Genomic DNA, 23,004 nt, shown 5'->3' on the forward strand with positions numbered 1-23,004 from the left:
AAAGCAGAACCGCTGCATTACCCGAAAACGGACAAAAGCATGAAGTATGGTAAAAGCAGAGCGTCTGCATTGCCCGAAAAAGAGAAACAAGATGAAAAACGGTAAAAGCAGAACATCTGCATTACCTTAACAATAAAGCAAAGCGAATTTTGGAGGATAATATGGCTACATATACCCCTATGATCAAGCAATACCTGCAAGTAAAGGCGGATTACCAGGATGCCTTTTTATTTTTTCGTTTGGGCGATTTTTATGAAATGTTCTTCGAGGATGCGTTAAAGGCATCCCAGGAGCTTGAGATTACACTGACAAGCAGAGAGGGCGGCGGTGAGGAACGGATTCCGATGTGCGGTGTTCCTTACCATTCAGCTCCCAACTATATTGAGCAATTGATCAACAAAGGCTATAAAGTCGCGATATGTGAACAAACCGAAGATCCCAAGACGGCAAAAGGTGTCGTTAAGCGGGAAGTTGTCCAGCTAATCACTCCGGGAACAGTGATGGAGGGACGAGGGCTTTTAGAAAAAGAAAATAATTTTATCGCTACTGTCTCGGTTTTTGATGGAAACATTTATGGGTTTGCCTGCAGCGACCTGTCCACAGGGGAAAGCAGGGCTACGCTCATAAACGGCAGCATCGAAGATCTTATTAACGAATTATCAATTTCAGGCGCAAAGGAAGTTGTCATTGAAAGCTCGCTTTCTCCGGAAATCCAGAAAAAGCTGAAGGAGCGGTCTATTCTTGCCCTTTCAATTGAGGACAACATCAAAGTGAATGAAAATTTCTCGTTGCTATTTGCGGACCTCGAGAATGAACAGTTAAAAAACACAGCTTCAAGATTATTCAATTACTTATACAGAACTCAGAAGCGCAGCCTGGACCATCTGCAAAAGGTATCGGTCTACAAGGTCCAGCAGTATATGAAAATTGATTATTTTTCGAAGCGCAATCTTGAATTGACAGAGACAATACGATCGACAGCAAAAAAAGGAACACTTCTATGGCTGCTTGATGAGACAATGACCGCAATGGGCGGCAGGATGCTGAAGCAATGGATTAACAGGCCTTTGATTGATAAAGGAGAAATCAGCCGCCGCCAGGAATTGGTCCAGCTTTTTGTCGGACAGTTTTTTGAACGCCAGGAACTAAGGGAGAAATTGAAAGAGGTTTATGATCTCGAGCGCCTGGCTGGCAGGGTTGCTTTTGGAAATTTGAATCCAAGGGACTTGATGCAGCTAAAAAGATCTTTATTACAGGTACCAGCTTTAAAACATATTTTGGAGAGCCTTCCCCATGAAGAGGCTGCCATCATGGCAGATAGACTTGACCCTTGCGAGGAGGCAGCCGATCTGCTTGAACAGGCAATCGTAGATAACCCTCCTATTTCTGTGAAGGAAGGGAATATCATCCGGGATGGCTATGATCATCAGCTAGACCAATACCGAGATGCCAGCAGGAATGGGAAAACGTGGATTGCCATGCTGGAACGGGACGAGCGTGAGAAAACAGGGATAAAGTCCTTAAAGGTTGGCTACAACAGGGTGTTTGGCTACTATATCGAAGTAACGAAGGCGAATCTGCATCTTCTTCAGGAAGGCCAATATGAGCGGAAGCAGACTTTATCGAATGCCGAGCGCTTTATCACACCTGAGCTTAAGGAAAAGGAAGACTTGATCCTTGCGGCCGAGGAAAAAAGCGTCGAGCTAGAATACCAGCTGTTTACCGGAATCCGCGAAAGGATTAAAGAATTTATTCCTAGATTGCAAGGGCTTGCCAGAGCATTGAGTGAGCTGGATGTCATTCTAGGCTTTGCAGAGCTAAGTGAACAGCGCCACTATGTAAGACCTGAGTTCTCGGCGGATAGGAAAATCGTCTTGAAGGATGGCCGCCACCCAGTTGTCGAAAAAGTGATGGATGCACAGGAATATGTGCCAAACGATTGCTTTATGGACAATGACCGAGAAGTTTTGCTTATTACTGGACCAAATATGTCTGGTAAAAGCACATATATGCGCCAGGTTGCCCTGACGGCGATCATGGCACAAATCGGCTGTTTTGTGCCTGCGGCGGAGGCTGTTATGCCGATATTCGACCAGGTTTTCACCAGGATTGGGGCGGCAGATGATCTTGTTTCGGGACAAAGTACTTTCATGGTAGAAATGCTAGAGGCAAAGAATGCTATAACCAATGCGACGAAGGACAGCTTGATTCTTTTTGATGAAATCGGCCGCGGCACCTCCACTTACGATGGAATGGCACTTGCCCAGGCGATGATAGAATATATTCATGATAAAATTAGCGCAAAGACGCTGTTTTCGACTCACTATCATGAAATGACTTCACTGGAAAATGATTTGGGTAAATTGAAGAATGTGCATGTCAGCGCTGTTGAGCAGAATGGAAAGGTCGTTTTTCTTCACAAAATCAGGGAAGGTGCAGCGGATAAGAGTTACGGCATCCATGTTGCCCAGCTTGCTGAATTGCCGGCAGACCTGATCGAACGCGCTGCTGAAATCCTGCAAATACTTGAACAAACGGACACGCAGGTTTCATCAGCACTTAATCGTCAGGAGAGTATCAGCTCTGTACGGGAAGCTTTGCACAATGAGCAAGAGAAACAAAGCATGCTTCAGGCGGCAGAAACAGCAGCCGCGGCTCAGCTATCATTTTTTGATGAAGAGCCTGAACAGAAGAAAGCTAGTGTTGCAAACAAGAAGGAAAAACAAGTTCTTGACCAATTAGTCGGCCTGGAAATCCTTGATATGACTCCTTTGCAGGCCATGAATATGCTTTATGAGCTGCAAAAAAAGCTGAAGAAGTAACGCAGTTTATAAGAGTAATAAAATGCTGGAGGTGACGGAATGGCGAAAATTATTCAGCTTGACGATGCCTTATCAAACAAGATTGCGGCCGGTGAGGTAGTTGAACGGCCGGCATCGGTTGTTAAGGAATTGCTGGAGAACGCAATTGATGCTAATAGTACCGTGATTGAGATTGATCTTGAGGAAGCTGGACTAGCCAGGATCAGGATTACTGACAATGGAGACGGCATAGAGGAAGACGATGTTCTCGTCGCCTTCCAGCGGCATGCCACAAGCAAAATCAAGAATGAAAATGACTTATTCCGAATCAGGACTCTAGGGTTCAGGGGCGAGGCGCTGCCGAGTATCGCGTCCGTTTCACGACTTGAAATGAAAACATCTACCGGTATCGAAGGCAATAAAGTGGTCATCGAAGGCGGGAAGATAGAGTCGCTAGAGAAGGCAGACAGCCGAAAAGGAACGGATATCATCATTTCAGACCTGTTTTTCAATACTCCGGCACGGCTTAAATATATGAAGACAATCCATACCGAACTTGGCAATATTACGGATGTCGTAAACCGGCTGGCGCTGGCAAATCCAGAGATTTCTTTCAGGCTTGTCCATAATGGCCGCCAGCTTCTAAAGACGACAGGAAATGGAGACGTACGCCAGGTGTTGGCCGCCATTTATGGCATTAATATGGTGAAATCCATGATCCCTATTTTGGGAGAATCATTGGATTACAAAATTAGCGGCTATATCTCGATGCCGGAAATCACCAGGGCATCAAGAAACTATATTTCGACGATGATCAATGGCCGTTTTATCAAAAATTACGCTCTTGTAAAAGCGATTCAGGAAGGCTATCATACATTACTCCCAATCGGCAGGTATCCGGTTGTCCTCTTGAATATTGAAATGGACCCGCTTTTGATTGATGTGAATGTACACCCGTCCAAGATGGAAGTTCGATTGAGCAAGGAGCAGGAATTGAATGAGCTTGTCTCGAGTGTCATAAAAGGTGCTTTTAAAACGAAGGAACTGATTCCGGCCGGGATGGTCACTCAGAAGCAAGAAAAACCAAAGTCAGAACAAACCTTTATGGATCTCGATCATCTGCCTGAGGCTGAAAATAAGCCCAACATGGTCCCAACTACCAATGGTGGAAGGCCATTTGTTGAGGAGAGGGCTGTTGAGCTTGGGAATAGCTATAAAACTCCTGATCTCAGCAACAGCTATAAAGCTGCTGAACTAGCAAATAATCCACAGCAGGAAGCTCCAGACTGGAGAAATGCTTTTGTCGCTCAAGAGAAGCCTATAGCTACATCAGGATCACTGGTTGAGGATGAACCTTTACAAGATGATAAAGAAGTGATTGCTCCTGCTGCTGCCTCGGAAGCTTTCGATTCGGATTTTGCTGAAGTACAGACTTCTCGAGTGCCTCCTCTTTATCCAATAGGACAAATGCATGGGACATATATTCTCGCACAGAACGACCGCGGTTTATATATCATTGACCAGCATGCTGCCCAGGAGAGAATCAAGTATGAATACTTCAGGGACAAGGTTGGCGAGGTGGCAACGGAGCTACAGGAAATGCTCGTGCCAATAACGCTTGAATATTCAGCGGATGAGTGCATTAAGATCAATGAGAACCAGCATGAGCTTGAAAAAGTTGGGGTATTCCTTGAGCCATTCGGTTACAACAGCTTCATCGTACGTTCTCATCCTCAATGGTTTCCTCGCGGGGAGGAAAAAGACCTGATTGAAGATATGATTGAACAGCTGCTCATGATGAAGAAAGTGGATCTTAAAAAGCTTCGAGAAGAAGCAGCGATCATGATGAGCTGCAAGGCATCAATCAAAGCCAATCACCATTTGAGAAACGATGAGATCCAGGCATTGCTGGATGAGTTGCGGCGTTCATCCGATCCGTTCACCTGTCCGCATGGCCGGCCAATTATCGTCCACTACTCCACATATGAAATGGAGAAAATGTTCAAGAGGGTAATGTGATAAGAACAGCGCGTGTCTATTGGTCAGCTTAGTGGTGAATTCTCTAAGTGAAAATTCATATATGAAAAAACAGTGTTTCCAAAGGGGACACTGTTTTTTTGTGTAATGAAAAATTTACTTGAGATGGATAAAAATTCTTTAAAATCGGTCCATAATGGTGTAAAATTACACTAATAGGAGAATTATAAAATCATTAAATGTGTTATTGGCTCTTATACTTTTTAAAGGGGGCGATATATTGGTTGTAATATCATTATTATTTTTCATATTACCTGTAGCTTTATTGGTATTTATAGTTGCTTTTGCAGTGAAAAATAAGGAGCAAGGGGGAGAGAAAGTGGTCAGACATTTATATACTTATCTAGTATTGTTTGCTACATTGATGATGGTCATTGGCGGAGGAGTTTCGATTTTCATGGCGACAGCAGATCTTGTCAGCCCAACTGGATATTATCAAAGTTTTACTGAATACAAGCAAATGGTGAACAATGGAAAAATTGAAGGTTCCCAAACAGATCTTACTGAGGAAGAACTTCGCAGCAATTATGATTTGTACGTTACTGAAGAAAAGGGTCGGCAAAAAGACCGGGCAGTCAATCAAATTATCAAGAGCCTTGGCTTTATTGTCATTCCTTTGCCAGTGTTCCTGTATTTTAATAGGCTGAGGAAACAATACAAGGAATGAACCAGAGGGCACTGTTAAGAGCAGTGCCCTTTTTTTGCCACTGTTAAAACAGACAGAGGCATTTTAAAAAGGGAAAAATCTCTTCTTGCACGAATTACTATATAAGAGAAGAGTGAAGGGGGATTTATCATGTTCAAAAAGCCGAGTTTAGAAATGTTTCCTGAGTATACAAGGGGCTATATAAAACTGATTCCAGAAGGAGAAATTATCGGGATACTTGATGAACAACTTGAGACTACTTTTAAACTATTGTCCGAGGTCACCGCAGAGCAAGCTGAATTTCGCTATGATGCAGGAAAATGGACTCTGTCCGAAGTGCTCGGCCACCTAACAGATACAGAAAGAATCATGTCCTACAGAATCCTTCGTATTGCAAGAGGGGATACAACTCCGCTAGTGGGATTTGATGAGAACGAGTTTGTAAAGGAAGCTTCCTTTTACGCACGCACGATGGCAGATATTTTGGAAGATTACCAGAATGTTAGAAGAGCGACGATCAGTCTGTTAAAAGGCCTGCCTCAACACTCGTTAGCATATCGCGGCAATGTGAATGGATTCGACGTTTCGGTGGAAACAATCGCCTATATGATCGCCGGGCATGAACTTCATCATCTAAAGATTATTAAAGAGAAGTATTTATCAAATGGCAGCTAATAATATGGTTGGAAACTTTTTTGCTGATTATGTGTGTGATGAAAATAAACTAAAAGATCGCGAATTCCTTCGCGATCTTCTAGTCACTTCTATTTTATCTTACAGCAGGCTGCAGTTTATGGATATATTGCAATGCTTTACCAGTTCCAATCGCAACAGATTCAAGCGGGTTGGGTGCGATGTGTACTGGAACAACCATTTCGCCTCCAAGCCAATCCTGCATTCCGTTCAGCAAAGCTCCGCCACCAGAAAGAATCACGCCGCGGTCTACAATATCACCGCTTAGTTCTGCAGGGCAGTCCTCTAGCGTAGCACGGATCGCTTCCATGATATGAAGAAGGGATTCCTTCAGTGTGTCCCTGATTTCATAAGAATTGAGGGTCACGGTTTTTGGCAGGCCAGTTACGAGGTCACGGCCGCGGATTTCCATCTCCAACATTTCATGGTCAACAAGCGCATAACCAATCTCCATCTTGATTTTCTCAGCAGTTCTTTCACCGATGAGGACATTGTATTCTTTACGTACATAATGGATGATATCCTCGTCCAGTCTGTCGCCAGCGATACGAATGGAATGGCAGGCTACGACACCGCCGTATGAGATGATGGCGACTTCAGTTGTGCCGCCTCCGATATCGACAACAACATTAGCTACAGGCTCATCAACAGGCAGTCCAGCACCAATTGCTGCTGCAACTGGTTCCTCAATCAGATGAACCTTCTTTGCGCCAGCATTTCTGACTGCATCCTGGATTGCACGGCGTTCAACGCTTGTTGAGCCAGACGGTGTGCAGACAACAACATCCGGTTTACGGAGTGAAAAGCCGCCCTTTTTTGAAGCTTTCTTCATGATTTGCTTCAACATCTCAGTTGTCACGTCGAAATCTGCAATGACTCCATCCTTCAACGGACGGATCGCCACGATCTTTCCAGGAGTCTTGCCGATCATTTCCTTCGCTTCCTTGCCGACAGCAAGGACATTCTTCGTCTCAGTATCTATCGCCACTACTGAAGGTTCATTCAAGGCGACTCCTTTATTTTTACTATATACAAGTGTATTGGCAGTACCTAGATCAATTCCTATTTCTGTAGTTGATAACATAGTGTGTTCACCCAGTTCCCTAAAAATTATTAACCATCATAGACTTCTATTAAACTATCATGAATCTGGGGGTGAAACCTTGTTTGTTACCGAATCGTTATCTAACTGTAAAAGTTGAGGAAAATTTTTTCAGAAGATGATATAAGAGAATAATATTTGTAAAATACGGGTATAATGCATAGATGTTCAACTGCTTTCTATTTAATGGTAAGATAAATTTAAGATGTCAGATATAACATGGCTGACACCCTATATGAAAAGGCAGTGTGAAATTTTTTGGAACAAAAACAGAAATTGATTGTGTTAATTGGGCCGACTGCAGTTGGCAAGACGAAGCTGAGCATTGAGCTTGCGAAGAAATTCGACGGTGAAATCATAAGCGGTGATTCCATGCAAATTTACAAAGGGATGGATATAGGAACCGCAAAAATCACCGTGGCAGAGATGGAGGGGATTCCCCACCATTTAATTGATATCATGGAACCGGATGAAAGTTTTTCAACCGCTGAATTCCAGGAACTTGTCCGGAAGAAGATTGATGAAATCAGCTCACGCGGTAAGATGCCGATGATTGTAGGCGGTACAGGATTATACATCCAGTCAGTAATTTTCGATTATCATTTTACCGATGCACCCTCTGACCCAGCTTTCAGGCGTAGTTTGGAACAAACAGCAGAGGCTGAAGGTCAGGATTTTTTACATGGAAAATTGAAAGAAGCCGACCCCGAAAGTGCATCACGAATCCATCCTAATAATGTCCGCCGTGTGATCAGGGCGCTGGAAATCATTCACTGCACCGGCAAAACTGCGGGCGAACTGCAGGAAAACCAATCACCGGAGCTTTTGTATGAAACTGCATTGATCGGATTGACAATGGACAGAGAAATACTGTACAACCGTATCAACTACCGTGTCGACTTAATGGTTGAACAGGGGCTGCTCGATGAAGTGAAGTACTTCTATGATAAAGGCTTAAGAGACTGCCAGTCCATCCAGGCGATAGGATACAAAGAGCTTTATGACTATTTTGATGGCAAGGTTTCGCTTGAGCTGGCGATCGAGAATCTAAAGCAAAATTCCCGCCGATATGCAAAAAGGCAGCTAACATGGTTTCGAAACAAGATGAATGTGGAATGGTTTGATATGTCAGAGTCTAAAGACGCTGAAAAAAAATTCGCCGAAATTTCCAAGTTCATTGAAGGAAAGCTCGATATAAAAGCGAATACATAATAATAGAGATAAAAGAGGAGGATCCGCCCATGAAACAAGTGAACATTCAGGACCAGTATTTAAACCAATGCCGTAAGGACAACATTAACGTAACCGTCTTTTTGCTGAACGGTTTTCAGTTAAGAGGCCAGATCAAAGGTTTCGACAACTTTACTGTCCTTTTTGAATCCGATGGAAAACAGCAGCTTGTCTATAAACATGCTATTTCTACGTTCGCGCCGCAAAAAAATGTCCAGATTGATTATGAGGGACAGGCTTAATTAAATAATGACCAGGAAGACCCGCCATAGTGCGGGTTTTTTCTTTTTTGGGGATTTTTCCTGAACCGTTCTGATTGTTAAGCCTAAATGTACCCTTATGCAGGCATTCACAGCGCCATAAGGATGTGATACAAGCCTAAATGTACCCTTATGAAGTTAAACTCAGCCTCAGTAGGGTACGATTAACTTCCGCGACACACGATAATTGTTTATTTTAAAAATGAATTTCCACCTTCGTGAATACATATAAATATAGAAGTTTATTTCTTGGGAAACCGCATATTGTGACAAAAGCTAAATTCACTGCCGAAGCTTGTCGAACAAACCAAGCTGCTTCTGAAACGTGAAATATTGCCATCGAGAAATATATATACGAAATCAATATATAAGGTGTTAGTAGGCGGATATCACAAATACAGCTATGATGCGTATACTGTTTCCAGAATGAGAGGTGAAATCTTTGGACCAACCGCTTCGTAAGAAAAACAACGGTCAAATCAGCATAGTGTTAAATGCACAGCAAAGGAAAACATTGACTAAGGAATTGCCTGAGTCGCAGCTGGTGCCAAAGTCAATCCCGCAGGAGCATGCTGCTTTAAAGGAAATTGAGGAAGAGCTCGGTGCACTTGTCGGTATGGAAGAAATGAAAAGGATGATCAAGGAGATATATGCCTGGATCTATGTGAACAAGAAACGGGAAGAAATGGGCCTGAAAGCTGGAAAACAGGCTCTCCATATGATGTTCAAGGGCAATCCGGGAACAGGAAAGACAACGGTCGCCAGGATTATCGGGAAGCTCTTCCTTAAGATGAATGTACTGTCAAAGGGGCATTTGATCGAAGCAGAGAGAGCGGACCTTGTTGGCGAGTATATTGGCCATACCGCGCAAAAAACGCGCGATTTGATAAAAAAAGCAATGGGAGGCATCCTGTTCATTGATGAAGCTTATTCTCTCGGCCGTGGAGGGGAAAAAGATTTCGGCAAGGAAGCGATAGATACCCTCGTTAAACATATGGAGGATAAGCAGCATGAGTTCATCTTGATCCTTGCCGGGTATTCGAGAGAAATGGAGTTTTTCCTGACTCTGAACCCTGGGCTTCATTCAAGGTTCCCGCTGGTGATTGATTTTCCAGACTATTCTATAGAACAGCTAATGGAAATCGGCCAGCGAATGCTGAAGGAAAGGGAATATAGTCTGAGCCACGAGGCAGAACGGAAGTTACGGGAGCATCTTGCACATGTAAAATCCACATTAGGGGCGGCAGGCTTTTCGAATGGCCGCTATGTACGCAACGTAATTGAGAAATCGATCAGGGCACAGGCTATGCGGTTGTTAATGCAGAATCAGTATGATCGCCATGAACTAATGACACTCCGAAGTAATGACCTCGTTTTTACAGATGATAACAAGGGCAAATAATGTCAGCAGCTTTGTTGACATTATTTTTTTAGTTTGTTATTATACCCCTATAGGTATATAAAATTGTTTATGGAGGAATTTTAAATGAACGAAATCACAGTATACACAACAAATACTTGTCCTTACTGCACAATGCTAAAGAACTTTCTTGACGATAAAGGATTAGCATACAAAGAAGTGAACGTACAGCAAGATCCAATTGCTGCACAAAGACTGGTCAATGCAACCGGCCAAATGGGTGTGCCTCAATCAAATGTAAACGGAAATTGGGTATTAGGATTTGATCCAAATTCAATTATGTCTTTCTTAAAATAATGACAGGGGATTCCAGTTTTACTGGAATCCTTATTTATTTTCCCTAACAACCTTCCTCCTGGGGTACAACTCATCCTTTCGAAGAACCGTCCAAAGGAGCTCCGACCTTTTTCATTGCTGTAGTCCTAACCTCTTATTTCGTGCATCAGCAGTTGCTAATTTTGTTGAGAATCAGGTTTGAAAGTTTTAATAAAGGGTAAAGGAAGGAGGTTTCCTCGGGTGCATTTTGGGGAAACTAATTATTATTATAAAATGGGAGCTTAACAATTATATAGAGAAAAAGGAGCTATCAAATTATGGGGTATGAGTATAATCAGGAAGTTGCAGGTTATGATTTCGGCTGGGATGTAAAATCCGGTAAGTTCACTTTCGAGGGCCAGGACGCCGTGCTTTTTTGGATTTCATCTGCAATGAAAACCTTTTTCGATACGATTGAAGAAATTTCTGGAGAAGAAGCCTCCAACCTTGTTTTTGAATCTACTGGGTTTCGCCAGGGACTAGTGGTCGGCCAATACTTTGAGAAAATGAAAGAAGTCAGCGTCGCTGAAGCGGCAGACATGATTACAAATACATATGCAACCGCCGGGTGGGGGTTGACGCTAATTAAAGATTTGAATTTTGAGACGAAGACCTTTACAGCATTCATGAAGGACAGCTGGGAGCATAAAGTGAATGTTGCCCAGGGTAAGAAAAAGGGAGGGAGCTTTCTGCCTGCTCATTATGCAGGAGTTTTCACGGGGCTTTTCGGAACAAATATCTGGTATAAAATCAAGCAGCATCAGCTAGAAGGGCATGAATACAGCGTAATTGAGTATTTCCCATCTGATGTGACAATCGCTGATAATATTCACCAGCTGGCACGTAAGAAAGAATCAGAACAAATCAGGAAACTGGAAGGACTGGTTGAAGAGAAAACAGCCGAATTAAAGGAACTTGTCAATAAGCTTTCTTCCCCGATCATCCCGGTTCTTGAGGGGATCGTTGTCGTTCCCTTGATCGGGAAATATGAGGAAGATAGAGCAGACCAGCTGATTGTCAATACTTTGAATCGATTGCCGTCTTATAAAGCAAGCTATCTTGTTCTGGATTTGACAGGCATGGACCAGGAAATCGGCCAGCACGCTGTCAGCCTGATCGAAAAGATTGGTTCAGCAGCAAGGCTTATCGGGACAAAGACGATCCTAGTAGGGATTTCATCCAATCTTGGGATTGAAATCACTCAATCAAACATTAATTTATCGAAGTTTGATTGCTTCCAGACACTCCAGCATGGCATCCATTACGCAATCGGGCAGATGGGCAGGAAAATCATCTAGAGATTTTTGCATAAAAGAAAAAGCAGAGTTGATCACAATGTTGAGATCAACTCTGCTTTTTGCGTTGTTTTAGTGGACTCCCAGCTTACGTACTGGCAAGTGCCATTTGTAGGTATACGAGAGAACGCGAAGTGCTGTGATGACAGCAAATAGGCCATAGAGTTCAACTGCTTTATTAGCCATACCTAGGCCAATTACAAGTCCGGCAAGAACAGCCCAGACTGCATAAATTTCCGCTTTCAATACCAATGGTTTTCTGCCTGCCAGAAGGTCGCGGATTATACCTCCGCCGCTTCCAGTCAATACAGCGGCCACGATGACTGCGCTTAGCGGATGGCCCATATTTGATGCGTAAATGGCACCCTGGATCGCAAAGGCCGCAAGCCCGATCGCGTCAAAGAAGTTGCCCCATCGCTGCCAGTGTTTTAATAGATTGCTAGGAAATAAAAAAACAATGGTAATAGACAACAATGCTAAATTGAAAAAGATACCTTGTTCCCATAATGCCGAGACTGGCACCCCAATCAGCAGGTTGCGGATGGCACCGCCGCCAAACGCTGTCACGATTCCTAATATATATACACCGAAAATATCATATTCTTCTTCCATTGCAATAAACGCACCGCTGATCGCGAATGCTACTGTTCCAATCATGCTGAGTACTTCCCATGTCATCATGCTTTTCTCCTCTTGTTAAAATGATGCCTGAATACTAAAACGTTAAATGAAAACATATTGATTTTATCATGTATATTCCAATTTACAACCACTTTTCCCCCAGCTTTCAAAATTTTTGTTTCTGGCGTTATTTTGGTATGATATCTTTAGCTATTTATATGGAAAGAAGGGTGCTATTTGGAACAGGAAAACGTATTTGAAAAAGTGATTCTTGTTGGCTGCCAGACAGCTGAAGAGGAAGATCTTCGTTTTCAGTATTCGATGGAGGAACTTGAATCGCTTACGGAAACGGCTAAGGGCAATGTCCTGATGCAGGTTGTCCAAAAACGGCCAAAGGTCCATCCTGCTACATACATAGGCAAAGGGAAGGTGGAAGAACTTCAAGCCCTTGAGGAAGAGCTAGAGCCTGACTTAATCATTTTCAATGATGAACTGTCGCCAAGTCAAAACAGGAATCTTTCTGCCGGTTTGAAGGCAAGAGTCATCGACCGTACCCAGCTGATCCTGGATATTTTCGCTCAAAGAGCCCGCTCCAAAGAAGGGAAACTCCAGGTTGAGCTTGCTCAGCTGCAGTACCTGCTGCCTCGTCTTGGCGGAAAGGGGATTGAAATGTCACGCCTTGGTGCCGGAATAGGGACGAGAGGACCAGGGGAGACAAAGCTGGAGTCTGATCGCCGGCACATCCGCAAAAGAATCGATGATATTAAAACACAATTATCGGTGATCGTTCAGCACCGTGACCGTTACCGGGAGCGCCGGAAGAAAAACAAGGCATTCCAGATTGCCCTTGTCGGATACACGAACGCTGGGAAATCGACGCTGTTTAATCGGTTGACTGAGGCTGAATCTTTTGAAGAAAATCAATTGTTCGCCACCCTTGATCCAATGACAAGGAAAGCGATTTTGCCGAGCGGATTTACGGCTCTATTAACAGATACGGTTGGTTTTATACAGGACTTGCCGACAACCTTGATCGCTGCTTTCCGCTCCACTCTGGAAGAAGTTCGTGAGGCGGATTTGCTCCTGCATGTAGTGGATATGTCCAATGAAGATTATTTTTCACATGAACAGACAGTCAATAAACTGCTGGAGGACCTTGAAGTCCACCAAATCCCGCAGATTACCGTTTATAATAAACGCGACATCGCACACCAGGATTTTGTGCCAAACGCAAAAAATGAAACAGCTTTTATAAGCGCGTTCGATGAGGAAGACCGCAGGAATCTGCTTGTGAAAATCGAACAGGCGATAATTGGAATGATGGAGCCCTTCCATGTCCTGGTGCCGTCCGATGAAGGGAAACTGCTGGCTCAATTGAAAAATGAGACCATTCTTCGCGAGCTTGCTTTTGACGAAGAAAAGCAAGGCTATGTCTGTAAAGGCTACTCTTTGGCAGACCATCAGATTACCGGCCAGCTGAAACGATTCTCGGTTTAAGATGATTTTTTATAAGGCTCTTTTCTAAAACTTTGTTTGCTATTTCCTCAATATAGCATTGAATAACCTATGTTACTTCGCTAAATTGACTATTTAAACAAGAAAAGAGCTTGCAAACTAAATATCGACCAGCTAACTGACTAATAAAACGTTAAAATCGGCTTTAGGATTTTAACAACAATCATTACGAAAACAGCCTTTTATAAAGATAGGAGAGCAACATGTTTACACAATTAAAAAACGGGCAAATGCTGCAGCCGCTTGTCAGCGAGATAGAGCAGCAAATTGCCGGGGTACACAAGAAAATTGATGAGCGGATTGATTCAAACCAATTCAGAGTATTGCAGAGCTTCCAAAAGCATCGGGTAAGTGATTCCCATTTCATTCCTACCACCGGTTATGGCTACGATGATGCTGGCAGGGAAACGCTCGAAAAGATTTATGCAGAGGTATTTGGTGCCGAAGCTGGGTTGGTCCGCCCGCAAATTATCTCCGGAACTCATGCGATTTCAATTTCGCTATTCGGAATTCTTCGGCCTGGTGATGAGCTGCTATATATCACCGGGAAACCTTATGACACTCTTGAAGAGATTGTCGGGATACGCGGTACCGGAAACGGATCATTGAAGGAATTTGGAATCTCTTATAATGCTGTAGATCTTACAGAAGAGGGAGAAATCGATTGGGTTGCCGTTGAGAAAGCGATCAAGCCTGAAACGAAAATGATCGGCATCCAGCGCTCTAAAGGGTATGCGACACGACCTTCTTTCACTGTGGAGCAAATTGGTGAAATGGTGAAGTTCGTAAAAGAAATAAAATCCGATGTCGTTGTCTTTGTTGATAACTGCTATGGTGAGTTTGTCGAGGAGCTGGAACCCTGCCATGTTGGCGCTGATCTGATGGCAGGATCCTTGATTAAAAATCCAGGCGGCGGTATTGCCAAGACAGGCGGATATATCGTAGGGAAGGAAAAGTATGTCGAGTCTTGTTCTTACCGGATGACATCTCCTGGTATCGGTGCCGAAGCTGGTGCTTCACTATATTCGTTGCAGGAAATGTACCAGGGATTTTTCATGGCTCCGCATATAGTCGCGCAGGCACTGAAGGGTGCTGTTTTTACAGCTGCAATGCTGGATCGGTTAGGAATGAATTCTTCACCTAAATGGGATGCTGAACGGACCGATTTAATCCAAGCAGTCCAATTCGATGACCGGGATAAGATGGTTGCTTTTTGCCAGGCGATTCAGTATGCATCGCCAATCAATTCGCATGTTACGGCACATCCCGCTTATATGCCGGGATATGAGGATGATGTAATCATGGCTGCTGGTACTTTCATCCAGGGTGCAAGCATTGAATTGACTGCTGATGGACCGATCAGACCACCTTATGTCGCGTATGTGCAGGGTGGGTTAACCTATTCTCATGTGAAGATGGCTGTATGTATCGCACTCGATGCATTAATTGAAAAAGGTTTAATTCTTTTAAAATAGGTAAATATACAACAGGACGCTTGCTAAATAAGTCCTGTTCTTTTTTTATGAATTTTCATGTTAGATAATCTAACATATATTTGACATGATACCTTACATTGAATATAATGAGATTATCTTAAAAGGAAAGGAGGAGAAATCAAAATGGGCGGAAGTGAAATTCGCCGGAATATGCCGCTCTTCAGCATCGGGATTGTCATGCAGCTGACAGATCTGACCGCAAGGCAAATTCGATACTATGAAGAGCATGAATTGATTTCTCCGGCTAGAACAGAGGGCAATAAACGCCTCTTTTCCTTAAATGATATCGACAAGCTCCTTGAAATCAAAGATTTGATTGACCAGGGAGTCAATATGGCAGGCATCAAGAAGGTTTTCAATGTTCAACAACAGGCAGAACTAAGTGCCGCTGAGAAAAAACAGGCTGAAAAAACGAGAAGAGATCTTTCCGATTCCGAATTGAGAAAACTGCTCAGGAAAGAGCTTCTCCAGGCAGGCCGCTTCAACCGGTCAACCGACCGCGGCGACATGTCGAGATTTTTCCATTAAGGATTTAAAAACTATTAATTAATTTGTTGAAAATTTTAGGAGGAAATTAGGATGGCAAAAAAGTTCACTAGAGAAGACATTATTCGTTTATCAAAAGAAGAAAATGTAAAATTCATCCGTCTGCAGTTCACGGACATTTTAGGAACAATCAAGAACGTTGAAATTCCAATCAGCCAGCTTGAAAAAGCGCTTGATAACAAAATGATGTTCGATGGATCTTCAATTGAAGGCTTCGTTCGTATCGAAGAATCTGATATGTACCTGATTCCTGACTTGGATACATGGGTAATCTTCCCTTGGACAGCTGAAAAAGGTAAGGTTGCACGTTTGATCTGTGATATTAAAAATGCTGATGGAACACCGTTTGCTGGTGACCCGCGCGGTAACCTTAAGCGTATCCTTAAGGAAATGGAAGAACTGGGCTTCACAAACTTCAATCTTGGGCCAGAACCAGAATTCTTCCTCTTCAAGCTTGATGCAAATGGCGAACCAACACTAGAATTGAATGATAATGGTGGATATTTTGACCTTGCGCCAACAGACCTTGGTGAAAACTGCCGCCGTGACATCGTTCTAGAGCTTGAAGAGATGGGCTTTGAAATTGAAGCATCACACCATGAGGTTGCTCCTGGACAGCACGAAATCGACTTCAAATATGCAGATGCTTTGACAGCTTGTGATCAGATCCAGACTTTCAAGCTAGTTGTTAAAACAATCGCCCGCAAGCACGGTCTTCACGCAACATTCATGCCGAAACCATTATTCGGTGTTAACGGATCCGGAATGCACTGCAACATGTCCTTGTTCCGTAACGGCGAGAACTCATTCTATGATCCATCCGATAAGAAGCTTGAGCTAAGCGAAACTGCTTACCAGTTCATCGCTGGAACTCTGAAGCACGCTTCTGGATTTACAGCTGTAACAAACCCAACTGTAAACTCATATAAGCGTCTAGTACCTGGTTATGAAGCACCTTGCTACGTTGCATGGTCTGCAAAGAACCGTTCACCATTGATCCGTATCCCTGCATCACGCGGTTTGAGCACACGTGTTGAGGTCCGCAGTGTTGACCCAGCAGCAAACCCATACCTTGCAATGGCAGTTTTGCTTGCAGCAGGTCTTGACGGAATCAAGAACAAAATGACTCCTCCAGCATCAGTAGACCGCAACATCTACGTGATGAACAAGGAAGAGCGTGTAGAAGAAGGAATCGATGATCTGCCGCCAACATTGGCAGCAGCTCTTGACCAGCTGAAAAAGGACGAAGTCATCAGCGCTGCACTTGGCGATCACATCCTTGAACACTTTATCGAAGCAAAAGAGATTGAATGGGATATGTTCCGCACACAAGTTCACCCATGGGAACGCGAGCAGTACATGAGCATGTATTAATAGGAAGAAACGGCCTCTTGACTCTGTCAGGAGGTCTTTTTTCATTTGATATGCCAATATTATTGGAATGGCTGAACCACGTCGTTTATCACTTGGCTTTAAAATAGAAATCTCCATAATAACTCTGCTATTAAGTACGGCTACTATTCGTTCCTCGTAATCTTTCCGCTTTAAACAAAAATCACTATAGCACCACGCTTCCTTTTAAGAGCTACAATTTTCCCAATAATCACTCATTATCGGCGAAAGCATAACTTTCTACATTCCCTGGCAAAAAAACGACCGCCAAATATTAAAATTTTCAGAAAAATAATTGACTTTTTCCTATATACACGTTATCTTTGTTTTAAAATATATAACACTTTTATTGTGTTACGGTTATATAACGTTATATAAATAAAATTTTATGTAATACAGGGGGCGAAATCTTGATTTTACATGAAATCGAAACGAGCAGTCGTGAGGTCATTGAAGAAATTCAGCTCCATAGACTAAAAACAGTAGTTGAGAAAGTCGCTCAAAGGGTGCCGTTCTACAAGAAGAAATTTGAGGACGCGAATTTTTCTCCTGAAATGCTAAAGAGTCTGGAAGATTTGGAAGCGCTTCCTTTCACAGAAAAGCAGGATCTGCGGAATCACTATTCTTTCGGGTTGTTCGCTGTTCCGCAAAGTGAATTGGTCAGGGTGCACGCCTCATCTGGAACAAGCGGGAAACCGACGGTGGTTGGCTATACACAAAATGATATTGACATGTGGGGAGAGATTGTCGCCAGGGCGATTGCACTTGCTGGTGGTAAACCAGGCAATTTCCTTCACAACGCTTATGGTTACGGGCTTTTTACCGGTGGATTGGGCCTGCATTACGGAAGTGAGAAACTGGGAATGGTGACAGTACCTGTTTCAGGCGGGAATACCCAGAGACAAATCATGTTAATAGAAGATTTTAAACCGCAGGTCATTTGCGGGACACCTTCTTACATCCTGAATATCGCTGAAACGATGGAGGAAATGGGCAAGGACCCTCGTGACACTTCTTTAAAATACGGTATCTTCGGGGCTGAACCTTGGTCTGAAGAAATGAGAAGGACGCTAGAAGAAAAGCTCGGAATAAAGGCATGCGATATTTATGGACTGAGCGAAGTGATTGGGCCAGGTGTGGCAAATGAATGCCATGAAGCCCAGGCAGGACTCCATGTTGCTGAGGACCATTTTTATGTGGAAGTCATTGACCCTGATACTTTGAAACCTGTAAAAGATGGGGAAGAAGGCGAACTGGTTTTTACCAGTTTGACAAAGGAAGCCTTTCCGATTATCCGCTACCGGACTGGAGACATCGCTTCCCTGACTAAGGAAAAGTGCAGCTGCGGAAGGACAACAGTTAGAATGTCACGGGTCAAGGGACGGATTGATGACATGCTGATCATCAATGGAGTCAATGTCTTCCCTTCACAGATTGAACATTGCCTGCTGACAGTACCAGAACTTGCGCCACATTACCAGATTCAGATTTTACAGAAACGAACATTAAAGGTTCTTGAGCTGCATGTTGAGATGAATGAGGAATATTTCACGATGATCGGGGCGGATCCGATTTCTGATTCTGTCTATCAGCTCGAGCAGAGGATTCAGTCATTGCTCAGAAGCCAGTGCCTGATTTCGATGGAAGTGCGTGTGCATCGGCCAAAAACAATCCCGCGTTCAGAAGGAAAGGCAGTCCGGATTGTTGATAAAACAAAGGAACCGATTGGAACTTAAAACTTAAGGAGGTAAGGCAGCATGGAAAACACAATTTCATTCGATCTGCTGACTGAAGAGGCGAAATATGAGCACTTCATGAAGCGGATCGAAGCTGGCGATAAGATCGAAGCAGAAGATTGGATGCCGGATGACTATCGAATGACACTGATCAAGCTGATATCCATGCACGGGATCAGTGAAATAATGGGTGCGCTCCCTGAAAAGGAATGGGTGCCAAAAGCCCCTTCCTTGAAAAGAAAGCTTGGAATCATGGCCAAGGTACAGGATGAGATGGGCCACGGCCAACTTTTGCTGAGGGTAGCGGAGGATTTGATGAAGCCGCTCGGAAAATCACGCGAGAACATCATTCAGGACCTGCTTTCCGGCGACTTGAAATTCCACAATGTCTTCCACATGGAGGCTAAAACATGGGGAGATGCCGGGTTGATTGGCTGGCTCGTCGATGGCGCCGCCATAATATCACAGACGAATATGCTTGATGCTTCCTATGGGCCATATGCAAGAGCGCTGAAGAGAATATGTGCCGAGGAGGTTTTCCACGCTCAGCATGGTGAGGCGATCATCATGGCGCTTGCAGAAGGAACAGATGAACAAAAAGCGATGATCCAGGATTCGATCGACCGATGGTGGGAAGCGCTTCTCATGTTCTTCGGTCCGGCGGATGCGTCTACTACAGGAACTTCCAAACAGGATACAACCATCAAATACAGGATCAGAACGAAAACGAACGAAGAGCTCCGCCAGGACTTTTTTACAAAATATATTCCAAGAGTCCTGTCACTTGGCTTGAAGCTGCCAGATGAGACGATGCATTTTGACCAGGAGTCAGGCATGTGGCAATACAAGCAGCCAGATTGGAGCAAGTTCAAACAAATCATCAAGAATAATGGGCCGAAATCAAAGGATCGCTTAAGGCTGAGGGAAATCTCCTACAGTAACAATAAGTGGGTCATCGACGCATTAAGCGCTAAAGCTTAATGCAGCTAGAAAACGTTATAGAAACAGTCCAGGAATATCACCGGAAAGGAGAGAGGACCATGTCTGGGAGTGGATTTTATCAGGAGTTCGAAGTCTTCAGCAAAAGGACGACAACTTCCCCGATGCAGTACCAGTTCTCACTGCTGGCGCCGAACCATGAGCTGGCCCTTGTGATGGCGCAGGAAAATTTCATGAGACGGGAGCCGGTTGCCGATATTTGGGTCATCAAGCGCGATGATGTCAGAAAGATGTCGCTTGAAGAGAGGCAAACATTGCAAAGGCTTGATAATAAGGATTACAGGAATACGAAAGGCTATGGCTATTTGAAAAAGAAATGGCGCCACTACGAGCAGGAAATGCTTGATGAAAAAGAGATCTTGTCATGGGGAGGGAAGCAGGAGAAATGAAATATGAACTTGAAGATGCATTGAAAAATGAAGCCCTTCGCGACGCTGCAGTTGAGCTCCTGTTCCAGCTCGCCGATGATGATTTCATGATTGCCTACCGAGGCTCAGAATGGCTTGGGCTTGCCCCTCATATTGAAGAGGACGTCGCTTTTTCCTCAATCAGCCAGGATACAATGGGCCACGCAGCTATGTTCTATCAGCTTCTAAGTGACCTGGGAGCAGGGGATCCCGACGAGCTTGCCCATGCAAGGCAGTCAGCAGAACGGAAGAATGCGATATTACTAGAAAAAGTGAACGGACCGGGTACGTATTTGACCGAACCGCATTATGACTGGGCATTGGCGGTAGTAAGGAACTATTTTTACGCACAGGCCAAGAAAGTGAAAATAGAATCGCTGAAAAATTCCTCCTACCAGCCATTGGCGGAGGCAGCAGTCAAAGTCAATATGGAACTTTACTACCATCTATTGCACTGGAAGACTTGGTTCTCCCAGCTTGTGAGTGCCGGTGGAGAGGCAAGGGCAAGAATGGAAGAAGCAATGGCAAAAGTGTTTGATGAACTTGAAGGGCTGTTCTCCATGGGTGATCGGGCCGAAGAGTTCACAGAGCATCATTTGATAGATTCAGAGGAAACTTTAAGGACGAGATGGATGCAAATGATGTCACCTGTTTTTGAAAGCCTGGCTCTCAAGATGCCGGAACAATTCGGAATGAAAAGCGGAAATGGGCGAAACGGCGAGCATACAGCTGATTTGCAGGCTGCTTTGGATACTTTGGGCGAGGTCTATAGCTTCGATCCGGCAGCGAGCTGGTGATGACTGATGCTGAGAGATAAAGTCATCGAAGCCTTGCAAACTGTGAAGGATCCTGAGATTGACAGTGTATCGATTACTGAACTGGGTATGCTCGAAGAACTCGAAATCAATCCTGAAGGAGTCTTGATAAAGCTTTTGCCTACCTTCATGGGCTGCCCTGCGCTTGATATCATCAAAAACAATGTTGTCAAAGCGGTATCATCCATTGATGGAGTTGAAAAAGTGGATGTAAAATTCATTTTCCATCCTCCATGGACTTCAGACAGGGTGACTGAGCTGGGCAGGGAAAAGCTGAAGGAATTCGGCATCGCTCCGCCGCCAAGGCATATTGCAGAGACTGGTGAGTGGCAAGCCGATTGCCCATACTGCGGCTCCACCTATACGACAATGGAAAATCTCTTTGGTCCGACTGCCTGCCGCAGTATCCTGTACTGCAAGTCATGCAAAAACCCATTCGAAGCAATGAAACCAGTATCAACTTTGATGTGACGCCAAAGTCAAAAAAGAAAATTTGGTGTCATATCAATTGATTAATAGCTTCAAGAAGTAAAGCATATATTCTATTTGGTCTATAAAAATTTGGCAAAGAAAAGGGAGAGATTATTAATGGTAAAACTAATCGCGATTTATAAGCATCCACAGGACAAAGAGGCATTTGACAAGCACTATTTTGAAACACACGCTCCACTGACTGCAAAAATCCCGGGACTTCGCAAAATGGAAGTGACTCGCATCGTCGGCAGCCCAATGGGTGGCGAAGGCAAATACTATTTAATGTGTGAAATGTACTATGACGACCATGAAGCATTAAAAGCTGGGATGAAATCTGCTGAAGGCAGAGCTTCTGGAAAGGATGTTATGAGCTTTGCGGGTGATCTGGTCACAATGATGATCGGTGAAGAAGTGAATGAATAACAACTATGAAATGATCGAAACGACTGTAAAAGGACAAATCGGATTAATCGAGCTTAATCGCCCGAAGGTCCTGAATGCCCTGAACAGGCAAATGGTTTCTGAGGTTCTTTCCGCTATGGAAGCATACGACAATGATCCCTCAGTTAAGGTCATTGTCCTCGCCGGAAAAGGAAGGGCATTCGCTGCGGGCGCAGATATCGATGAAATGATGGACGCTGATGCCATCAGCATGGAAACATTGAATCAGTTCACCGACTGGGACCGGATTGCCTGGATCAAGAAACCTGTTATCGGCGCAGTCCACGGATTTGCTCTGGGCGGTGCATTCGAACTGGCCCTATGTTGCGATATGCTGTTCGCTGCTGATAATGCGGAGTTTGGGTTTCCAGAAGTCAATCTTGGTGTGATGCCTGGAGCAGGCGGTACCCAGAGACTGACAAAGCTCGTCGGTAAAACGAAGGCGATGGAATGGATCCTCAGCGGCAAGCGCATTACCGCAAAAGAGGCCTTGCATTATGGAATCATCAATTCGACTTTTGCAGAGGAAGTATTGATGGAAGAAACAATGAAGTTTGCGGATACAATTGCAAAACAGGCGCCAATTGCCGTCAGGCTGATCAAGGAATCTGTCCTGAAAGCGGTCGATTACCCTTTATACGAAGGCATGCAATATGAGCGCAAAAACTTTTATATGCTTTTTGCGACAGAAGATCAGAAGGAAGGCATGAGGGCTTTCAAAGAAAAACGAAAGCCAGAATTTAAAGGGAAATAAGGGGGTACA

General features: G+C 44.0%; 22 protein-coding genes. 20 read left to right on the forward strand and 2 right to left on the reverse strand.

Annotation, left to right across the window (positions count from 1 at the left end):
* Positions 1-161: 161 nt before the first annotated feature.
* From mutS to RH061_RS08850, 4 genes are all read left to right on the forward strand, one after another.
* On the forward strand, positions 162-2,822 hold the full coding sequence (gene mutS, locus RH061_RS08835; protein WP_311075468.1) for a DNA mismatch repair protein MutS: 2,661 nt from the start codon (positions 162-164) through the stop codon (positions 2,820-2,822).
* 39 nt (positions 2,823-2,861) lie between these two features.
* Positions 2,862-4,820 carry a DNA mismatch repair endonuclease MutL gene (mutL, locus tag RH061_RS08840; RefSeq protein WP_311075470.1) on the forward strand — a complete coding sequence of 653 codons (1,959 nt, stop codon included), beginning with the start codon at positions 2,862-2,864 and terminating at the stop codon, positions 4,818-4,820.
* A 337-nt stretch (positions 4,821-5,157) separates the two neighbouring features.
* Positions 5,158-5,505: a hypothetical protein gene (locus RH061_RS08845; RefSeq protein WP_311075472.1), complete on the forward strand. Its 348-nt coding sequence runs from the start codon at positions 5,158-5,160 to the stop codon at positions 5,503-5,505.
* Between the two features lie 129 nt (positions 5,506-5,634).
* On the forward strand, positions 5,635-6,159 hold the full coding sequence (locus tag RH061_RS08850) for a DinB family protein (protein WP_311075474.1): 525 nt from the start codon (positions 5,635-5,637) through the stop codon (positions 6,157-6,159).
* Between the two features lie 94 nt (positions 6,160-6,253).
* On the opposite strand, the gene mreBH is transcribed toward RH061_RS08850, so the two are convergent.
* Positions 6,254-7,261 carry a rod-share determining protein MreBH gene (gene mreBH / locus RH061_RS08855; RefSeq protein ID WP_311075476.1) on the reverse strand — a complete coding sequence of 336 codons (1,008 nt, stop codon included), beginning with the start codon at positions 7,259-7,261 and terminating at the stop codon, positions 6,254-6,256.
* A 276-nt stretch (positions 7,262-7,537) separates the two neighbouring features.
* Between mreBH and miaA the strand changes: the two genes are divergently transcribed.
* From miaA to RH061_RS08880, 5 genes are all read left to right on the forward strand, one after another.
* Entirely contained in the window at positions 7,538-8,491 is a 954-nt protein-coding gene (gene miaA / locus RH061_RS08860) for a tRNA (adenosine(37)-N6)-dimethylallyltransferase MiaA (protein ID WP_311075478.1), read from the forward strand.
* 29 nt (positions 8,492-8,520) lie between these two features.
* Positions 8,521-8,751, forward strand: coding sequence for an RNA chaperone Hfq (gene hfq / locus RH061_RS08865; RefSeq protein ID WP_214902219.1), 231 nt, complete (start codon positions 8,521-8,523; stop codon positions 8,749-8,751).
* A gap of 460 nt (positions 8,752-9,211) precedes the next feature.
* Positions 9,212-10,171, forward strand: a complete 960-nt coding sequence (spoVK, locus tag RH061_RS08870; protein ID WP_311075481.1) for a stage V sporulation protein K — start codon at positions 9,212-9,214, stop codon at positions 10,169-10,171.
* Between the two features lie 84 nt (positions 10,172-10,255).
* Complete coding sequence (locus RH061_RS08875; protein ID WP_311075483.1) at positions 10,256-10,486, forward strand: glutaredoxin family protein; 231 nt, start codon at positions 10,256-10,258, stop codon at positions 10,484-10,486.
* 296 nt (positions 10,487-10,782) lie between these two features.
* Entirely contained in the window at positions 10,783-11,802 is a 1,020-nt protein-coding gene (locus RH061_RS08880) for an STAS domain-containing protein (protein WP_311075485.1), read from the forward strand.
* Between the two features lie 69 nt (positions 11,803-11,871).
* On the opposite strand, the gene RH061_RS08885 is transcribed toward RH061_RS08880, so the two are convergent.
* Complete coding sequence (locus RH061_RS08885; RefSeq protein WP_311076329.1) at positions 11,872-12,477, reverse strand: trimeric intracellular cation channel family protein; 606 nt, start codon at positions 12,475-12,477, stop codon at positions 11,872-11,874.
* A 180-nt stretch (positions 12,478-12,657) separates the two neighbouring features.
* Between RH061_RS08885 and hflX the strand changes: the two genes are divergently transcribed.
* The 11 genes from hflX (at position 12,658) to RH061_RS08940 (ending at position 22,995) form a co-directional block, all read left to right on the forward strand.
* Positions 12,658-13,917: a GTPase HflX gene (gene hflX / locus RH061_RS08890; RefSeq protein ID WP_311075487.1), complete on the forward strand. Its 1,260-nt coding sequence runs from the start codon at positions 12,658-12,660 to the stop codon at positions 13,915-13,917.
* Between the two features lie 221 nt (positions 13,918-14,138).
* On the forward strand, positions 14,139-15,410 hold the full coding sequence (locus RH061_RS08895) for a methionine gamma-lyase family protein (protein WP_311075488.1): 1,272 nt from the start codon (positions 14,139-14,141) through the stop codon (positions 15,408-15,410).
* A 144-nt stretch (positions 15,411-15,554) separates the two neighbouring features.
* Positions 15,555-15,959, forward strand: coding sequence for a MerR family transcriptional regulator (locus tag RH061_RS08900; RefSeq protein ID WP_311075490.1), 405 nt, complete (start codon positions 15,555-15,557; stop codon positions 15,957-15,959).
* 51 nt (positions 15,960-16,010) lie between these two features.
* Positions 16,011-17,351, forward strand: a complete 1,341-nt coding sequence (gene glnA / locus RH061_RS08905; protein ID WP_311075492.1) for a type I glutamate--ammonia ligase — start codon at positions 16,011-16,013, stop codon at positions 17,349-17,351.
* A 428-nt stretch (positions 17,352-17,779) separates the two neighbouring features.
* Positions 17,780-19,105 (forward strand): phenylacetate--CoA ligase family protein, encoded by a 1,326-nt coding sequence (locus RH061_RS08910; RefSeq protein ID WP_311075493.1) that lies wholly within the window; start codon positions 17,780-17,782, stop codon positions 19,103-19,105.
* 21 nt (positions 19,106-19,126) lie between these two features.
* Positions 19,127-20,086, forward strand: a complete 960-nt coding sequence (paaA, locus tag RH061_RS08915) for a 1,2-phenylacetyl-CoA epoxidase subunit PaaA (protein WP_311075494.1) — start codon at positions 19,127-19,129, stop codon at positions 20,084-20,086.
* Between the two features lie 59 nt (positions 20,087-20,145).
* On the forward strand, positions 20,146-20,493 hold the full coding sequence (paaB, locus tag RH061_RS08920) for a 1,2-phenylacetyl-CoA epoxidase subunit PaaB (protein WP_311075495.1): 348 nt from the start codon (positions 20,146-20,148) through the stop codon (positions 20,491-20,493).
* The gene (gene paaC / locus RH061_RS08925; protein WP_311076330.1) at positions 20,490-21,308 is read left to right on the forward strand and encodes a 1,2-phenylacetyl-CoA epoxidase subunit PaaC; all 819 of its coding nucleotides are present in this window, start codon (positions 20,490-20,492) and stop codon (positions 21,306-21,308) included. Before paaB ends, paaC begins: the two co-directional genes overlap by 4 nt.
* Positions 21,309-21,314: 6 nt before the next feature.
* Positions 21,315-21,797: a 1,2-phenylacetyl-CoA epoxidase subunit PaaD gene (gene paaD / locus RH061_RS08930; RefSeq protein WP_311075497.1), complete on the forward strand. Its 483-nt coding sequence runs from the start codon at positions 21,315-21,317 to the stop codon at positions 21,795-21,797.
* Positions 21,798-21,914: 117 nt separating this feature from the next.
* Complete coding sequence (locus RH061_RS08935; RefSeq protein ID WP_192473315.1) at positions 21,915-22,223, forward strand: EthD family reductase; 309 nt, start codon at positions 21,915-21,917, stop codon at positions 22,221-22,223.
* Positions 22,216-22,995 carry an enoyl-CoA hydratase-related protein gene (locus RH061_RS08940; protein WP_311075501.1) on the forward strand — a complete coding sequence of 260 codons (780 nt, stop codon included), beginning with the start codon at positions 22,216-22,218 and terminating at the stop codon, positions 22,993-22,995. The genes RH061_RS08935 and RH061_RS08940 overlap by 8 nt, the downstream gene beginning before the upstream one ends.
* Positions 22,996-23,004: the final 9 nt, after the last annotated feature.

The organism is Mesobacillus jeotgali (assembly GCF_031759225.1).
In the GTDB taxonomy this organism is placed as follows: Bacteria; Bacillota; Bacilli; order Bacillales; family Cytobacillaceae; genus Mesobacillus; species Mesobacillus jeotgali_B.

Excerpts from the sequence above, each read along its gene's own strand:
- hfq (WP_214902219.1), top strand. The coding sequence starts at position 8,521 with ATGAAACAAGTGAACATTCAGGACCAGTATTTAAACCAATGCCGTAAG.
- glnA (WP_311075492.1), top strand. The coding sequence starts at position 16,011 with ATGGCAAAAAAGTTCACTAGAGAAGACATTATTCGTTTATCAAAAGAA.
- paaA (WP_311075494.1), top strand. The coding sequence starts at position 19,127 with ATGGAAAACACAATTTCATTCGATCTGCTGACTGAAGAGGCGAAATAT.
- RH061_RS08895 (WP_311075488.1), top strand. The coding sequence starts at position 14,139 with ATGTTTACACAATTAAAAAACGGGCAAATGCTGCAGCCGCTTGTCAGC.
- RH061_RS08880 (WP_311075485.1), top strand. The coding sequence starts at position 10,783 with ATGGGGTATGAGTATAATCAGGAAGTTGCAGGTTATGATTTCGGCTGG.
- mreBH (WP_311075476.1), bottom strand. The coding sequence starts at position 7,261 with ATGTTATCAACTACAGAAATAGGAATTGATCTAGGTACTGCCAATACA.
- mutL (WP_311075470.1), top strand. The coding sequence starts at position 2,862 with ATGGCGAAAATTATTCAGCTTGACGATGCCTTATCAAACAAGATTGCG.
- RH061_RS08900 (WP_311075490.1), top strand. The coding sequence starts at position 15,555 with ATGGGCGGAAGTGAAATTCGCCGGAATATGCCGCTCTTCAGCATCGGG.
- RH061_RS08850 (WP_311075474.1), top strand. The coding sequence starts at position 5,635 with ATGTTCAAAAAGCCGAGTTTAGAAATGTTTCCTGAGTATACAAGGGGC.
- mutS (WP_311075468.1), top strand. The coding sequence starts at position 162 with ATGGCTACATATACCCCTATGATCAAGCAATACCTGCAAGTAAAGGCG.
- paaD (WP_311075497.1), top strand. The coding sequence starts at position 21,315 with ATGCTGAGAGATAAAGTCATCGAAGCCTTGCAAACTGTGAAGGATCCT.
- RH061_RS08935 (WP_192473315.1), top strand. The coding sequence starts at position 21,915 with ATGGTAAAACTAATCGCGATTTATAAGCATCCACAGGACAAAGAGGCA.
- RH061_RS08940 (WP_311075501.1), top strand. The coding sequence starts at position 22,216 with ATGAATAACAACTATGAAATGATCGAAACGACTGTAAAAGGACAAATC.
- paaB (WP_311075495.1), top strand. The coding sequence starts at position 20,146 with ATGTCTGGGAGTGGATTTTATCAGGAGTTCGAAGTCTTCAGCAAAAGG.
- paaC (WP_311076330.1), top strand. The coding sequence starts at position 20,490 with ATGAAATATGAACTTGAAGATGCATTGAAAAATGAAGCCCTTCGCGAC.
- RH061_RS08875 (WP_311075483.1), top strand. The coding sequence starts at position 10,256 with ATGAACGAAATCACAGTATACACAACAAATACTTGTCCTTACTGCACA.
- RH061_RS08885 (WP_311076329.1), bottom strand. The coding sequence starts at position 12,477 with ATGACATGGGAAGTACTCAGCATGATTGGAACAGTAGCATTCGCGATC.